Below are 15,809 nucleotides of genomic sequence, written 5' to 3' on the forward strand. Positions count from 1 at the left end.
CGCGCGCCTTGATCCGTCGCAAATTCGACGGACGCACAAAAAGAAAAGGCCCCGCAAATGCGGGGCCTTTCCAAATCTGCGTGAATACCGATCAATCGCGGCTTTCGGGCGTCTCGACCGGGCCGAAGCCCGTGTCTTCCATCTCGACCGGAGCCGCCAGAGCCGCAGCGGCCTGAGCCTCTGCCTGACGCTCTTCGATGACCTTGTGGTCGCGATCCGCCGCGATCTTGCGAACGCGGGTCGTCGCGCCACCCGTCCCTGCCGGGATCAGACGGCCAACGATGACGTTTTCTTTCAGGCCGACCAGCTTGTCGCGCTTGCCCTGAACCGAAGCTTCGGTAAGGACGCGGGTGGTCTCCTGGAAGGACGCCGCCGAGATGAACGAACGCGTTTGCAGCGAGGCTTTGGTGATGCCCAGCAGGACCGGCTCGCCGGTTGCTGCGCGGCCACCGCGGGCCTCGACCTTGGCGTTCTCTTCGTCGAACTCCTGCCGGTCGATGTGCTCGCCCTTGAGAAGCGTCGTGTCGCCCGAGTCGATGATCTCGATCTTTTGCAGCATCTGGCGAACGATCACCTCGATGTGCTTGTCGTTGATCTTCACACCTTGCAGACGATAGACGTCCTGCACTTCGTCGATGAGGTAGTCGGCCAGAGCCTCGATCCCCATGATGCGCAGAATGTCGTGCGGTGCCGGGTTTCCGTCCATGATGTAGTCACCCTTCTGCACGAAGTCGCCTTCCTGCACCGGGATGTGCTTGCCTTTCGGCACCATGTATTCGACGGGCTCCAGACCTTCGTCACGCGGCTCGATCGCGATGCGGCGCTTGTTCTTGTAGTCCTTGCCGAAGCGCACATAACCATCAATTTCGGCGATGATTGCGTGATCCTTCGGACGACGGGCTTCGAACAGTTCGGCCACACGCGGAAGACCACCGGTAATGTCCTTGGTCTTCGCACCTTCACGCGGAATACGCGCAACAACGTCACCGGCCTTGATGTCCTGACCATCCTCGATCGAGAGAATAGCATCAACCGACATCGGATAGGTCACCGGGTTGCCCGCTTCGTTGCGGACCGGCTCGCCATCGGCGTCGACGATGATGATCTCGGGCTTGAGGTCATTGCCACGCGGCGCCGAACGCCAGTCGGACACGATCTTCTGGGTCATGCCGGTTGCATCGTCGGTGTCTTCACGCACCGAGATACCCGACACGAGGTCCACGAATTTCGCACGACCCGATTTCTCGGCAATGATCGGCAGGGTATAGGGGTCCCATTCAAAGATCTTGTTGCCACGCTTGATCGCGTCGCCGTCTTTGACGAAGACCTTCGAACCGTAGCCAACCTTGTGGGACGCCAGCTCATCGCCTTGATCGCTGACGATCACGATTTGCATGTTACGGCCCATCACGACCTGCTCGCCAGCTTCGTTGAGCAGAAGGTTCGCGTTGCGGAACTCGATCTTGCCCTCTTGGCTTGCCTCGAGGAACGACTGCGAGCCACCCTGAGCAATACCGCCGATGTGGAAGGTCCGCATCGTCAGCTGCGTGCCCGGTTCGCCGATCGACTGGGCCGCGATGATACCGACGGCCTCACCTTGGTTCACCAGCGTGCCGCGTGCGAGGTCACGGCCGTAGCAGAGCGCGCAAACACCCTCTTCGGCTTCACAGGTCAGCGCCGAGCGGATGCGGATCGACTGCACGCCCGCTGCCTCGATGGCATCGGCCTTGCGTTCGTCGATCAGCTCGTTCTTGCGCACGATCACTTCGTCCGAACCCGGAACCAGAACGTCATCTGCAGCGACACGGCCCAGAATACGCTCGGACAGCGGTGCGACGACTTCACCGTCGTTCACAGCCGCCGAAGCGTTGATCGCCTGCTCGGTGCCACAATCATGCGAGCGCACGATGCAGTCCTGAGCAACGTCGACCAGACGGCGGGTCAGGTAACCCGAGTTTGCCGTCTTCAGTGCGGTATCGGCCAGACCCTTACGGGCACCGTGGGTCGAGTTGAAATACTCGAGAACGGTCAGACCTTCTTTAAAGTTCGAGATAATCGGCGTCTCGATGATCTCGCCGGACGGCTTGGCCATCAGGCCGCGCATACCGCCAAGCTGCTTCATCTGAGCGGGCGAACCACGAGCACCCGAGTGCGACATCATGTAGACCGAGTTCGGCTCTTTCTCCATGCCGGCGTCATCCACCTGCACTGCCGAGATCTCTTTCATCATTTCAGCCGCAACCGCGTCCGAGCACTTCGACCAGGCATCGACAACCTTGTTATACTTCTCGCCCTGAGTGATCAGGCCGTCCATATACTGTTGTTCGAATTCCTTAACCTGATCGCGGACATCGTTGACGATGGTCCACTTGGTTTCCGGAATGACCATATCGTCTTTACCGAACGAAATACCCGCCCGGAATGCTTCGCGGAAGCCCAGACCCATGATCTGGTCACAGAAGATGACCGACTCTTTCTGACCGCAATAACGGTAGACGGTGTCGATGACGTTCTGGATGTCTTTCTTCCGCAGCAGACGGTTCACCAGCTCGAACGGAGCCTTCGCGTTGAGCGGCAGGAGCGAGCCCAGACGCATACGACCGGGGGTCGTTTCAAAGCGCTGGTAAACCTCGTTGCCTTCTTCGTCGATCTGCTTGACGCGTGCGATGATCTTCGAGTGCAGGTGGACTGCCCCCGCGTTCAACGCATGTTCTACCTCTTCGACGGTGCCGAATGCCATACCTTCGCCGGGCAGGCCTTTGCGCTCCATCGTGATGTAATAGAGGCCCAGAACCATATCCTGCGACGGAACGATGATCGGCGCGCCGTTGGCGGGCGAGAGAACGTTGTTCGTCGACATCATCAGAACGCGTGCTTCAAGCTGGGCTTCCAGCGAGAGCGGCACGTGAACAGCCATCTGGTCGCCGTCGAAGTCAGCGTTGAACGCCGAGCAGACGAGCGGGTGCAGCTGGATCGCCTTACCTTCGATCAGGATCGGCTCGAACGCCTGGATGCCCAGACGGTGCAGCGTCGGCGCACGGTTCAGAAGAACCGGATGCTCGCGGATCACCTCGTCGAGAATATCCCAAACCTCGGGACGCTCTTTCTCGACCAGCTTCTTCGCTTGCTTGACGGTCGAGGACAGACCCTTCGCTTCAAGACGCGAATAGATGAACGGCTTGAACAGCTCGAGCGCCATCTTCTTCGGCAGACCACACTGGTGCAGCTTAAGCTCCGGACCGGTCACGATGACCGAACGGCCCGAGAAGTCCACGCGCTTACCCAGAAGGTTCTGACGGAAGCGACCCTGCTTACCTTTCAGCATATCCGACAGCGACTTCAGCGGGCGCTTGTTGGTGCCCGTGATGACGCGGCCGCGACGGCCGTTGTCGAACAGTGCATCGACCGATTCCTGAAGCATACGCTTTTCGTTACGCACGATAATATCGGGCGCACGCAGTTCGATCAGGCGCTTGAGACGATTGTTCCGGTTGATGACGCGGCGATACAGGTCGTTCAGATCCGAGGTCGCGAAACGGCCGCCATCCAGCGGCACGAGCGGACGCAGTTCCGGCGGGATCACCGGCAGAACGGTCAGCACCATCCACTCGGGGCGGTTGCCCGACTCGAGGAACGATTCCACAACTTTCAGACGCTTGATGATCTTCTTCGGCTTGAGTTCGCCGGTCGCCTCTTTCAGCTCTTCACGGAGCTGGTCCGCGGTCGCTTCAAGGTCGATCATCTGCAGCATTTCACGGATAGCTTCCGCGCCGATATTGGCGGTGAAGGCGTCCGCGCCATACATGTCCTGCGCGTCGAGATACTCTTCTTCGGTCATCAGCTGGCCGTAGCTCAGGTCGGTCAGACCCGGCTCGATCACAACGTAGTTTTCGAAGTAGAGGATGCGCTCAAGATCGCGCAGCGTCATGTCCAGCATCAGGCCGATGCGCGAGGGCAGCGACTTGAGGAACCAGATATGCGCCACGGGCGAGGCCAGTTCAATGTGGCCCATACGCTCGCGGCGGACCTTTTGAAGGGTCACTTCCACGCCGCATTTCTCGCAGACGACGCCGCGATACTTCATGCGTTTGTATTTGCCGCACAGGCACTCGTAGTCTTTGATCGGGCCAAAGATACGGGCGCAGAACAGGCCGTCACGCTCGGGCTTGAACGTGCGGTAGTTGATGGTCTCGGGCTTTTTGATCTCGCCATAGGACCACGACAGAATCCGCTCTGGCGACGCCAGCGAGACCTTGATCTCGTCGAATTGCTTCGGCGCCGCAAGCGGGTTGAACGGGTTTTGGGTCAGTTCCTGGTTCATCTGTTATTCCTTGAATGAGGGCAGAGGGGGCGAAGTGAGGGGGTGCCCCCTCACTCGTCGTCCTCCGCATCCAGGAGTTCCATGTTGAGGCCGAGGCCCCGGACCTCTTTGACGAGAACGTTGAACGATTCCGGCACGCCGGCTTCGAAGTTGTCCTCGCCTTTGACGATCGACTCGTAGACTTTCGTCCGGCCAGCCACGTCATCAGACTTCACCGTCAGCATTTCCTGCAAGGTGTAGGCGGCGCCGTAGGCTTCGAGTGCCCAGACTTCCATCTCACCCAGACGCTGACCACCGAACTGCGCCTTACCACCCAGCGGCTGCTGCGTGACAAGCGAGTACGGGCCGGTCGAACGGGCGTGCATCTTGTCGTCGACAAGGTGGTGCAGCTTGAGGACGTATTTCATCCCCACCGTGACCTTACGGGCGAATTGCTCGCCGGTGCGACCGTCGAAGACGACCGACTGACCCGACTTATCAAAGCCTGCACGCACCAGCGCGTCGTTGACGTCTTCCTCTTTCGCGCCATCAAAGACCGGAGTCGCGATCGGAATTCCGCCGCGCACCGCTTCGGCGCTTTCAAGGAAGTTCTCATCCGCCATATCGCCGAACACCTCGTTATAGGTGTCGTCGCCATAGCCGATGCGCATCGCTTCGCGCACAGGCGTCAGGTCGCCCGAGTTGCGATACTGCTGCAGCGCTTCGTCAATGTGCAGGCCAAGGCCGCGAGCCGCCCAACCCATGTGGGTTTCCAGGATCTGACCGACGTTCATACGCGAAGGCACACCCAGCGGGTTCAGCACGAGGTCGACCGGAGTGCCGTCTGCGAGGAAGGGCATATCTTCCATCGGGACGACCTTCGAGACGACACCCTTGTTGCCGTGACGACCAGCCATCTTGTCCCCTGCCTGAAGCTTACGCTTCACGGCAACGAACACTTTGACCATCTTCATCACACCCGGAGGCAGGTCGTCGCCCTGACGGACTTTCTCGACCTTGTCCTCGAAGCGGTGATCGAGAGCACGCTTGAGCGCGTCGAACTGGTCGTTCAGCGCCTCAACCTCTTTCGCTTCGCCTTCTTCTTCGAGGGCAAGCTGCCACCACTGGCCACGCGAGAGCGTGCCAAGCAGCTCTTCGGTGATTTCCGAACCGGCCTTGATGCCTTTCGGGCCTTTGACAGCGACTTTGCCAAGGATGATCGACTTCAGACGCGCGTAGATGTTGCGCTCGAGAATAGCCAGCTCGTCGTCGCGGTCACGAGACAGACGTTCGACTTCTTCACGCTCGATTTGCAGCGCGCGCTCGTCCTTGTCGACACCATGACGGTTGAAGACGCGGACTTCGACGATCGTGCCATAGGCACCCGGCGGCAGACGCAGCGAGGTATCGCGAACGTCGGACGCTTTTTCACCGAAGATGGCACGCAGAAGCTTTTCTTCCGGCGTCATCGGGCTTTCACCCTTCGGCGTGATCTTACCGACCAGAATGTCGCCCGGGCCTACCTCGGCGCCGATGTACACGATGCCAGCCTCGTCGAGGTTGCGCAGCGCTTCTTCACCGACGTTCGGGATGTCACGGGTGATCTCTTCCGGGCCAAGCTTGGTATCGCGGGCGGCGACTTCGTATTCCTCGATATGGATCGAGGTGAAGACGTCATCACGGTGGATACGCTCGGAGATCAGGATCGAGTCTTCGTAGTTGTAGCCGTTCCACGGCATGAAGGCCACGACCACATTCCGGCCAAGCGCCAGTTCACCCTGGTCGGTCGACGGACCGTCAGCGATAACCTGACCCTTCGCAACCGTATCGCCCACCTTCACGATGGGACGCTGGTTGATGGTCGAGGACTGGTTCGAGCGCTTGAACTTGCGCAGACGATAGATGTCGACGCCAGCATCGCCGGTGCCAAGATCTTCGGTCGCACGCACAACGATACGCTGCGCATCGACCTGGTCCACGATACCACCGCGGGTTGCCATGATCGCAGCACCTGCGTCACGCGCCACAACGGCTTCCATGCCGGTGCCCACGAAGGGGGCTTCGGCCTTCAGCAGCGGAACCGCCTGACGTTGCATGTTCGCGCCCATAAGTGCGCGGTTAGCGTCGTCGTTTTCCAGGAACGGAATAAGCGCCGCACCAACAGACACAAGCTGCTTGGGCGACACGTCGATCAGGTCGACGATTTCCGGCGGGTTCAGCGCGTATTCGCCCGACTGGCGGGTCGACACGAGGTCGTTCACGAACTTGCCGTTCTCGTCGAGCGTTGCGTTCGCCTGAGCGACCGTGTGGCGCATCTCTTCGGTTGCCGACATATAGACGACCTCATCGGTCACCTTGCCTTCGACAACCTTGCGATACGGGGTCTCGATGAAGCCGTATTTGTTCACGCGCGCAAAGGTGGCGAGCGAGTTGATCAGACCAATGTTCTGACCTTCCGGCGTTTCAATCGGACACATCCGGCCGTAGTGGGTCGGGTGAACGTCGCGCACCTCAAAGCCAGCACGCTCACGGGTCAGACCGCCCGGGCCAAGCGCCGAAAGGCGGCGTTTGTGCGTGACTTCCGACAGCGGGTTGGTTTGGTCCATGAACTGCGACAGCTGCGAGGAGCCGAAGAATTCACGCACCGCAGCCGCAGCCGGTTTCGCGTTGATCAGATCTTGCGGCATGACCGTGTCGATCTCGACCGAGGACATACGTTCCTTGATCGCGCGCTCCATGCGCAGCAGGCCGATGCGATACTGGTTTTCCATCAGTTCGCCGACCGAACGCACACGGCGGTTGCCAAGGTGGTCGATGTCGTCGATCTCGCCCTTGCCGTCGCGCAGTTCCACGAGGCCGCGGATACAGGCGATGATGTCCTCTTTGCGCAGCGTGCGCTGCGTGTCGAGGGCGTCAAGGTCGAGGCGCATGTTCATCTTCACGCGACCAACAGCCGAAAGGTCGTAGCGCTCGCTATCGAAGAACAGCGTGTCGAACAGCGACGAGGCTGCTTCGACGGTCGGCGGCTCACCCGGGCGCATCACGCGGTAGATGTCCATGAGCGCGGTGTCGCGGTTCATGTTCTTATCTGCCGCCATCGTGTTGCGGATGTAGGGGCCGACGTTGACGTTGTCGATGTCCAGCACCGGGATCTCGGTGATGCCGTTGTCGAGGAGCGTCTTGATCGAACCGCCCGACAGCTCGCCGTCGCGGTCGAACTCTGCGGTCAGCTCGTCGCCAGCTTCGATGTAGATGAAGCCGGTTTGCTCGTTGATGATATCCTTGGAGCAATAGCGGCCAGTGATATGCTCGAACGGCACGAGAAGGTGCGTAACCAGACCTTCGTCGATGATCTTCTTGACCATGCGCGGGGTCATCTTGTCGCCGGCCTTGCAGATCACTTCGCCGGTGTTGGCGTCGATCAGATCATAAGTCGGACGGGTGCCGCGTGCGCGCTCGGGGAAGAACTTGGTGATCCAGCCCGACTTGCCTTTGGCGGTGTATTGGACGGTGTCATAGTAGGCATCCATGATGCCTTCCTGATCCAGACCAAGCGCATAAAGCAGGGTCGTCACCGGCAGTTTGCGGCGGCGGTCGATGCGCGCGAACACAAGGTCTTTCGCGTCGAATTCAAAGTCCAGCCAGGAACCGCGGTAGGGAATGATGCGGCAGGCGAACAGCAGTTTGCCCGAGGAATGGGTTTTACCGCGGTCGTGGTCGAAGAACACGCCCGGGGAACGGTGCATCTGGCTCACGATGACCCGCTCGGTCCCGTTCACGACGAAAGTGCCGTTCTGCGTCATGAGCGGCATATCACCCATGAACACATCCTGTTCCTTGATGTCCTTGACCGAGCGTGCGCCCGTGGTCTCGTCGACATCAAACACGATCAGGCGCAGCGTGACCTTCAGCGGTGCCGAATAGGTCATGTCGCGCTGTTGGCATTCGTCAACATCGTATTTCGGTTTTTCGAGTTCGTATTTCACGAACTCCAGAATCGCGTTGTCGTTGAAATCCTTGATCGGGAAGACCGACTGGAAAACACCCTGGATACCCTCGCCGTCCAGCGGCGCAGAGGCATCGCCCGAGCGCAGGAACAGATCATAAGAGGATTTCTGAACCTCAATGAGGTTCGGCATTTCAAGGACTTCGCGGATTTTGCCGTAATAACGGCGGATACGCTTCTGACCAACGTAAGCTTGAGCCATGCTCGTCGTCACCTTTCGTCTTTTCGCTCGCGGCACAGTGTCGGGGCCCACTGCGCGCGCCTGGCGATAAGGGGGGCGGTTCCATTCATGTCTCCCCTCCCACAGGGAAACTCCCGAACCGCGAACACCGCCTTGGAGAAGGCTTTAACCGGGGCAAAGCCCTCTCCGAGACAGGTTCGGCTGGGCCCGGGACAAGCCCGGACCCAGCCAATTCTTCAGAACGGATGCAAGCGCATCCGGCTCGATTACTTGAGGTCGACTTTCGCGCCAGCAGCTTCGAGCTTGGTTTTGATTTCTTCGGCTTCTGCTTTCGCAGCGCCTTCTTTCACTTTGCCGCCAGCCTCGACGAGGTCTTTGGCTTCTTTCAGGCCCAGGCCGGTGATGGCGCGGACTTCTTTGATGACGTTGATTTTGTTGGCGCCAGCGTCAACGAGAACGACGTCGAATTCGGTCTTCTCTTCTGCAGCTTCAGCAGCAGCAGCCGGGCCAGCCATCATGACAGCACCGCCAGCAGCCGGCTCGATGCCATATTCGTCTTTCAGGATGTTTTTCAGTTCCTGTGCTTCGAGAAGCGTCAGGGCCACGATTTCTTCGGCGAGTTTTTTCAGATCAGCCATTTTTCCAGTTTCCTAGTTTTGGGTTTCCAACGTCGGGCTTCATGCCCACGAAGGTACAATCAGTTGCTCAAGCAGCTTTCTCTTCGATAGTCGAAAGGATGCTCGCGATGTTCGAAGCAGGCGCGCCAATCGCACCAGCGATGTTCGAAGCAGGCGCACCGATGCACGACACGATCGAAGCAATAAGCTCTTCACGCGACGGCATGGAAGCGACGGCTTTAACACCGGCCGGATCGAGGGCCGTGTCACCCATTGCACCGCCGAGGATCACGAACTTGTCGTTCGTTTTCGCATAGGCGTCGGCGACCTTCGCAGCAGCGACAGGATCTTCCGAATAGGAGAGCACGGTCATGCCCGTCAGGTATTCAGCAATGCTTGCGCAGGGCTGACCGTCGAGGGCGATTTTGGCGAGCTTGTTCTTGGCAACGCGAACGGAACCACCGGCTTCGCGCATGCGCGAGCGAAGGTCCTGCATTTGAGCAACCGTCAGGCCTTCGTAGTGGGCAACCACAACGACGCCAGAGCTTGCGAAGATTTGGCCGAGTTCCTCGACCACTTTCTCTTTCTGGGCTCTATCCACAGTTACACTCCAAGTAGGGAGGTTTGACCCTCCGGCTCATTTCGCCGGGACCAACTGGCCCCGACATCGGGGTCCGCACGGGTCCGTCCAAAACCGCCTCGGTGTCATGCATCCAAGGATGCAGCCCGAAGAAATCTGGTCTTCTCCCGTCTCAGGCAGGATTTACCGGGCAAGCCCAACCCACCGTCTCGGACGAATCGTTTTGCCGGAAACGAGACCGTCACCGTCAGAACGAGAGCGGCCTTTAGCGCGTTTTCCTGTCGCTGTGAAGGGGGTTAGGTTTTTTTCTTACCCTTCCGGCGCGCCCTAGCACGCGCGTGGTAAAATGCAAAAGGCGGGCCGAAGCCCGCCTTTCAATTCGTTCCGGCGACAGATTAATTGCCGGTCGCCGAGGTCAGGTCAACCGACACGCCCGGACCCATGGTCGAGCTGAGCGAAACCTTCTTGAGGTAGGCACCCTTGGCACCTGCCGGCTTGGCTTTCGAAACGGCTTCCACGAAGGCGCGCACGTTTTCGGCCAGCTTGTCTTCCGTGAAGGAGACTTTGCCGATACCCGAATGGATAACACCGGCTTTTTCGACCTTGAACTGAACTTCGCCACCTTTGGCAGCGCCGACAGCAGCCGCAACATCCATGGTCACGGTGCCGACCTTCGGGTTCGGCATCAGGTTGCGCGGGCCGAGGATCTTACCCAGACGGCCGACGATCGGCATCATGTCCGGGGTTGCGATGCAGCGATCGAACTCGATCTTGCCCGACTGGATGGTTTCCATCAGGTCTTCGGCGCCGACGATGTCAGCACCGGCTGCTTTTGCTTCGTCAGCCTTCGGGCCACGAGCGAAAACAGCAACGCGGACGGTTTTGCCCGTGCCGTTCGGCAGGGTGACAACGCCGCGAACCATCTGGTCAGCGTGACGCGGGTCAACACCGAGGTTCATCGCGATTTCAAGGGTCTCGTCGAATTTGGCCGTCGCAGCACCTTTGATCAGTGCAACTGCGTCCTCAACCGAGAGGTTCTCTTTTCCTTCGAAGGCGCCGTAAGCGGCCTTCAGACGTTTACCGAGCTTGGCCATGACTTACCCTTTCACCTCGATACCGATCGACTTAGCCGACCCGAGAATGATGTTGACCGCGCCGTCGACGTCGTTGGCGTTGAGGTCTTTCATCTTGGCTTCAGCGATCTCGCGCACCTGAGCGGCGGTCACATAACCGGCGACTTCACGGCCCGGCTTGGTCGAGCCTTTCGGGCGGTTGCGCTTGCCAACGGGCTTGAGGCCAGCAGCTTGCTTCAGGAAGTACGAAGCGGTCGGCTGCTTGATCTCGAAGGTGAAGGACTTGTCAGCATAGTAGGTGATGACCGTCGGGATCTTCGCCAGCTTGTCCATTTCCTGCGTCTTGGCGTTGAACGCCTTGCAGAATTCCATGATGTTGATGCCGCGCTGACCGAGTGCGGGACCGACCGGCGGGGACGGGTTTGCGCTACCCGCAGCGATTTGCAGCTTGAGCTGCCCGATTACTTTCTTGGCCATTTGGCCCTCTCCTTATCACTGTCACGCCACATGGCGCGAAGTTTAGTGGTTCGGTTCAGGGCGTGCCCCTTGCCTCCCACGGCTCACCACTCAGGCGGTTTTTTGCACCTGAGTGAATTCCAGTTCGACCGGCGTCGGACGACCGAAGATCGACACAGTCACCTTCAGGCGACCCGAAACCTCGTCCACTTCCTCGACCATCCCCGAGAAGCCCTCGAAAGGCCCGTCGGTCACATTTACGTTCTCACCGATCTCGAAGAAGATCAGGTTGCGCGGGGCGACAGCCTCGCCCGCCTCGTCGGCGCGGTGCAGAATCGCGTTCACCTCGGCGTCGCGCATCGGCATCGGTTTGCCCTGCGGACCAAGGAAGCCGGTCACACGGTTGATCGAGTTGATCAGGTGATACCCGCGATCCGTCATATCCATCCGCACGAGCACATAGCCCGGCATAAAGCGGCGCTCGGAGGTGACCTTCTTGCCGCGGCGCACCTCGATCACTTCCTCGGTCGGAACGAGAACCTCTTCGATTTCGTCCTCAAGCCCCTTCTCGACAACCGACTGACGGATTTGCTCGGCCACTTTCTTCTCGAAGTTCGAGAGAACGCTCACCGAATACCAACGCTTCGCCATGCTGTCCCAGCCCTTTTCAACCTGCGGAAAACCGCCAAAATTCCATTTAGTCCAACGGGTTACCCCGTTTTTCCCAGAACAAAAAACAGCGTGCAATCCGAATCGACGCACGCCAGCTCTGGTAAAGTCCCGCCCCCTTACCGCTCTGGCCCAATCTTTTCAAGGCCCAAGCGGGGTTTGGCAGGCGCGGACCCGCGCCCGATCAGTTGATGATCAGGCCGACGCCCGTGCGGAACACCCAGTCCACAAGCGCGAAGAAGGTCGCGGTCAACGCAGCCATTACAAAGACCATACCCGTCGTGACCAGCACTTCGCGGCGCGCGGGCCACGAAATCTTGCCCGCTTCCGAGCGGACCTGCTGGAGGAACTGAAGCGGATTTGCCATATTCATTCGTCCTTCTGTCTCGGGCACCCCGGAGCCTGCCCGTGTGCATCGGGGTCAATTACGCAGTTTGCCCCCCGACTTCAAGAGATTTGCCCGCGCAAGCCCGCGTGAGGCGCCAAATGGCGCAACGCGGTCACGATACTCTCTCGGGAAGGCGGCCTGGCAGGGGCGGAGGGGCTCGAACCCCCGACCCTCGGTTTTGGAGACCGATGCTCTACCAACTGAGCTACACCCCTAGGCCGTGGAGCGGGTGCTAAGGCACCTGCGCGACGAAATCAAGGGCGATTTGCACCATTGTCCGCATTCCTTTTCTGGCCAAACGGAAACAGCGGTGTTAGGCAAGAGATATGACCTGCGACACCACCGTTGAAACGATGATCCGACGCTTCGCCGAGCGCCCTTGGCGTGCCATTACGGATCACGATCTCGCTCCGGCAAGCCATGTGCCGACGATGCTCTCGCACGAAGAATCGCAGCTCTATTTCTGGCTGGCGCGCAATCTGGCAACGCAGGCCGGAGCGATTGTCGATCTGGGCGCGTTTGTTGGCGGGTCTACGGCGCGGCTCGGCGCGGGCGGCACCGCAGCAGGCTCGCCTCGCATTATCGCCTACGACCGCTTTACCGCCGACACGCAGACCAAAGAGCGCATCCTTTATAAAGGCGGCATTCCGGCCTTCGAGGGGCGCGACATCTTGCTGCTTGCGCATCGGCTCCTGACCCCGTTCAAACCCGCCGTCGAATTGAGGGCGGGCGAGATCGAAGAGCAGATATGGGCCGACGGACAGATCGACATTCTGATCGTCGACATTGCGAAGTCCGCAACCTCTGCCGACCATGTTGCGCAAACCTTCTTTCCGCATCTGGTCGCGGGGCAATCCATCGTCGTCCATCAGGATTTTCTGCACCGTTTCCAACCGTGGCTCCCTGCGCAGATGGCCTTGCTCCAGGAATATTTCACGCCACTGGCGCGGATTTCCAACCACAGCATCGTCTTCCTGTGCACGAAGGTTCCGCCGCCTGACGCCATCGCACAGGCGCGAACCAGCCCCTTGTCGGATACTGAACTGACCCGGCTCGTGCGGTCCTCTGCCCTACGGTATCGCGCACTGGCCAACCGCTACTGGTTCGCCTCGATGGTGCGCGAAATCGCCGCACACCCGGAGGCGCGCACGGCGTGGCAGCTCCGCCAGCGGCATACCCCCGCCTGACGCAAAGCAAAAGGGCCGCTCGAACGAGCGGCCCTTCCGTTACGGATGATCGGTCAGATCACTCGATGATTTTCGACACGACGCCGGCGCCGACGGTGCGGCCGCCTTCACGGATAGCGAAGCGGAGCTTCTCTTCCATGGCGATCGGTGCGATCAGCTCGACGTTGAACTTCAGGTTGTCGCCCGGCATCACCATCTCGGTGCCTTCCGGCAGAACCACGGTGCCCGTCACGTCGGTCGTGCGGAAGTAGAACTGCGGACGGTAGTTCGCGAAGAACGGCGTGTGACGGCCACCTTCCTCTTTCGTGAGGATATAGGCTTCGGCTTCGAACTTGGTGTGCGGCTTCACCGAGCCCGGCTTGCACAGAACCTGACCACGCTCAACGCCGTCACGGTCCACACCGCGCAGCAGCGCGCCGATGTTGTCGCCTGCCTCACCGCGGTCAAGCAGCTTGCGGAACATTTCAACGCCCGTGCAGGTCGTTTTCTTGGTGTCGCGGATGCCGACGATTTCAAGTTCGTCGCCAACGTTCACAGCACCACGCTCGACGCGGCCGGTCACAACCGTACCACGGCCCGAGATCGAGAACACGTCTTCGATCGGCATCAGGAACGGCTGGTCAACAGCGCGCTCCGGCGTCGGGATGTAGCTGTCAACGGCTTCGATGAGCGCGCGGATCGAGTTCTCGCCGATTTCCGGGTCGCGGCCTTCAAGTGCGGCCAGAGCCGAGCCTTTGACGATCGGAATATCGTCGCCGGGGTAGTCGTACGACGACAGAAGTTCGCGGATTTCCATCTCGACGAGCTCGAGCAGCTCTTCGTCGTCGACCTGGTCAACCTTGTTCATGTACACGACCATGTACGGAATGCCGACCTGACGGCCGAGCAGGATGTGCTCGCGCGTCTGCGGCATCGGGCCGTCGGCGGCGTTCACAACCAGGATCGCGCCGTCCATCTGAGCCGCACCCGTGATCATGTTCTTAACATAGTCAGCGTGGCCGGGGCAGTCGACGTGGGCGTAGTGACGCGAGTCCGACTCATACTCGACGTGAGCCGTCGAGATCGTGATACCACGGGCTTTCTCTTCCGGGGCGCCGTCGATCTGGTCGTAGGCTTTGAAGTCACCAAAATACTTGGTGATCGCTGCCGTCAGCGTCGTTTTGCCGTGGTCAACGTGGCCGATCGTGCCGATGTTGACGTGCGGTTTCGTACGTTCAAACTTTTCCTTTGCCATCTCGCGGAGCGCCTCTGGTTAGGGGGCCGCACACAGGGCCCGAGTCAATATCGCGCGCTACCTATTGCCATGAGGGAGAAAAATCAAGCCCACATCTGCCTGCGGACGCAAGGAAACCGCCCCCGAGTCCGCAGGAACACGCCTTATTCCGCCAAGTTGAGGCATCGGCCGGATTTTTCCCCTGACGCAGGCACCTCCAACCGTTAGGGTAGAGGCGATTTTCCAGTAAGAGGTGGGGCAAATGTCATTAATGGGAACTCTCGCAAAGGTCGCGGTCGGTATCGCTGTCGCAAAAGGCGTTTCAAGCATGACCAAAGGGGCGTCCGGCGGCGCGACCGGCGGGCTTTTCGGCTCGGCGGGAGGCAACGCGGGCGGCGGCCTTGAAGATATGATGGGGTCGATTCTGGGTGGCGGCAGCCGCAGCAGCAAAACGGCAAGCAGCGGCGGGCTTGGTGGCCTGCTGGAAGAGCTTTCCGGCGCTGGTAGCAAGAATATCTCGACCCGCTCTTCGCCGCGCGGACAGACCACGGGCGGGCTTGGCGACCTGCTCGGTCAACTGACCGGATCGGGCGCCAGCGGCGGACTGGGCGGGTTGATCGGTTCGCTTGCCGCGGGCGGCGCGGCGGGCGGGTTGGGCGGCCTGCTGTCCGGCGCCCTTGCGGGGCAGTCCGCTGGCGGATCTTTCGGCTCGTCGCTCAACTCTGCCTTCGCCAATCGCGGTGAACCCGAAGCGGCACCTTCTGCCGAGCAGGACGCAATGGCCGCATTGATGCTAAAGGCGATGATTCAGGCTGCCAAAGCCGATGGCGAGATCGACGCCGCCGAGCAGGCAAAATTGATGGATCGCCTTGGTGATGTCAGCGCAGAAGAGCGCGCTTTCGTCGAGCGCGAGCTGTCCGCGCAGGTCGATGTCGAGGGGCTGGCGCGGATGATCCCCGACGGGCTTGAGGCGCAGAGCTATGTCATGTCGGTGATGGCGATCGACCTGGATAGCCAATCCGAGGCGCAATATCTGCATTCGTTCGCCCAAGCCCTTGGGCTGGACGAGCAATCGGTCAACCACATCCACAGCGAACTGGGGGTTCCGGCGCTTTACGCCTGACGCCCGAAAAACCAAG

Annotated in this window: 11 protein-coding genes and 1 tRNA gene; 2 read left to right on the plus strand and 10 right to left on the minus strand. The window is 60.1% G+C overall.

The features are described from left to right. Positions 1 to 91: 91 nt before the first annotated feature. The 9 genes from rpoC to RYZ20_RS09470 all read right to left on the minus strand — a co-directional run bounded on the left by rpoC (position 92) and on the right by RYZ20_RS09470 (position 12,485). Positions 92 to 4,321 carry a DNA-directed RNA polymerase subunit beta' gene (gene rpoC / locus RYZ20_RS09430; RefSeq protein WP_317672785.1) on the minus strand — a complete coding sequence of 1,410 codons (4,230 nt, stop codon included), beginning with the start codon at positions 4,319 to 4,321 and terminating at the stop codon, positions 92 to 94. 50 nt (positions 4,322 to 4,371) lie between these two features. Further along, on the minus strand, positions 4,372 to 8,508 hold the full coding sequence (rpoB, locus tag RYZ20_RS09435) for a DNA-directed RNA polymerase subunit beta (protein ID WP_317672787.1): 4,137 nt from the start codon (positions 8,506 to 8,508) through the stop codon (positions 4,372 to 4,374). A gap of 245 nt (positions 8,509 to 8,753) precedes the next feature. Beyond that, on the minus strand, positions 8,754 to 9,125 hold the full coding sequence (gene rplL / locus RYZ20_RS09440) for a 50S ribosomal protein L7/L12 (RefSeq protein ID WP_317672789.1): 372 nt from the start codon (positions 9,123 to 9,125) through the stop codon (positions 8,754 to 8,756). Positions 9,126 to 9,192: 67 nt separating this feature from the next. Then, a complete protein-coding gene (rplJ, locus tag RYZ20_RS09445) occupies positions 9,193 to 9,705 on the minus strand; it encodes a 50S ribosomal protein L10 (protein WP_317672791.1) in 513 nt (170 codons plus the stop codon). 374 nt (positions 9,706 to 10,079) lie between these two features. Beyond that, on the minus strand, positions 10,080 to 10,778 hold the full coding sequence (gene rplA, locus RYZ20_RS09450; protein WP_317672793.1) for a 50S ribosomal protein L1: 699 nt from the start codon (positions 10,776 to 10,778) through the stop codon (positions 10,080 to 10,082). 3 nt (positions 10,779 to 10,781) lie between these two features. Next, entirely contained in the window at positions 10,782 to 11,234 is a 453-nt protein-coding gene (rplK, locus tag RYZ20_RS09455) for a 50S ribosomal protein L11 (RefSeq protein WP_317672795.1), read from the minus strand. Between the two features lie 90 nt (positions 11,235 to 11,324). After that, a complete protein-coding gene (gene nusG / locus RYZ20_RS09460) occupies positions 11,325 to 11,864 on the minus strand; it encodes a transcription termination/antitermination protein NusG (protein WP_317672797.1) in 540 nt (179 codons plus the stop codon). A 202-nt stretch (positions 11,865 to 12,066) separates the two neighbouring features. Next, the gene (gene secE, locus RYZ20_RS09465; protein ID WP_317672799.1) at positions 12,067 to 12,255 is read right to left on the minus strand and encodes a preprotein translocase subunit SecE; all 189 of its coding nucleotides are present in this window, start codon (positions 12,253 to 12,255) and stop codon (positions 12,067 to 12,069) included. A gap of 154 nt (positions 12,256 to 12,409) precedes the next feature. Then, positions 12,410 to 12,485: transfer RNA gene (locus RYZ20_RS09470), tRNA-Trp, on the minus strand. A 111-nt stretch (positions 12,486 to 12,596) separates the two neighbouring features. Here RYZ20_RS09470 and RYZ20_RS09475 point away from each other — a divergent pair. Next, complete coding sequence (locus tag RYZ20_RS09475; protein WP_317672801.1) at positions 12,597 to 13,457, plus strand: class I SAM-dependent methyltransferase; 861 nt, start codon at positions 12,597 to 12,599, stop codon at positions 13,455 to 13,457. Positions 13,458 to 13,515: 58 nt separating this feature from the next. On the opposite strand, the gene tuf is transcribed toward RYZ20_RS09475, so the two are convergent. Further along, on the minus strand, positions 13,516 to 14,691 hold the full coding sequence (tuf, locus tag RYZ20_RS09480) for an elongation factor Tu (protein WP_317672804.1): 1,176 nt from the start codon (positions 14,689 to 14,691) through the stop codon (positions 13,516 to 13,518). 250 nt (positions 14,692 to 14,941) lie between these two features. Here tuf and RYZ20_RS09485 point away from each other — a divergent pair, with 250 nt between their 5' ends. Next, positions 14,942 to 15,793 (plus strand): DUF533 domain-containing protein, encoded by an 852-nt coding sequence (locus RYZ20_RS09485; protein ID WP_317672806.1) that lies wholly within the window; start codon positions 14,942 to 14,944, stop codon positions 15,791 to 15,793. The last annotated feature ends 16 nt before the right edge of the window (positions 15,794 to 15,809 follow it).

The organism is Pseudothioclava alba (assembly GCF_033100795.1).
Classification (GTDB): Bacteria; Pseudomonadota; Alphaproteobacteria; order Rhodobacterales; family Rhodobacteraceae; genus Pseudothioclava.

Coding starts and splice junctions, on each gene's coding strand:
- rpoC (WP_317672785.1), bottom strand. CDS start 4,321: ATGAACCAGGAACTGACCCAAAACCCGTTCAACCCGCTTGCGGCGCCG.
- rpoB (WP_317672787.1), bottom strand. CDS start 8,508: ATGGCTCAAGCTTACGTTGGTCAGAAGCGTATCCGCCGTTATTACGGC.
- rplL (WP_317672789.1), bottom strand. CDS start 9,125: ATGGCTGATCTGAAAAAACTCGCCGAAGAAATCGTGGCCCTGACGCTT.
- rplA (WP_317672793.1), bottom strand. CDS start 10,778: ATGGCCAAGCTCGGTAAACGTCTGAAGGCCGCTTACGGCGCCTTCGAA.
- rplK (WP_317672795.1), bottom strand. CDS start 11,234: ATGGCCAAGAAAGTAATCGGGCAGCTCAAGCTGCAAATCGCTGCGGGT.
- nusG (WP_317672797.1), bottom strand. CDS start 11,864: ATGGCGAAGCGTTGGTATTCGGTGAGCGTTCTCTCGAACTTCGAGAAG.
- secE (WP_317672799.1), bottom strand. CDS start 12,255: ATGAATATGGCAAATCCGCTTCAGTTCCTCCAGCAGGTCCGCTCGGAA.
- RYZ20_RS09475 (WP_317672801.1), top strand. CDS start 12,597: ATGACCTGCGACACCACCGTTGAAACGATGATCCGACGCTTCGCCGAG.
- tuf (WP_317672804.1), bottom strand. CDS start 14,691: ATGGCAAAGGAAAAGTTTGAACGTACGAAACCGCACGTCAACATCGGC.
- RYZ20_RS09485 (WP_317672806.1), top strand. CDS start 14,942: ATGGGAACTCTCGCAAAGGTCGCGGTCGGTATCGCTGTCGCAAAAGGC.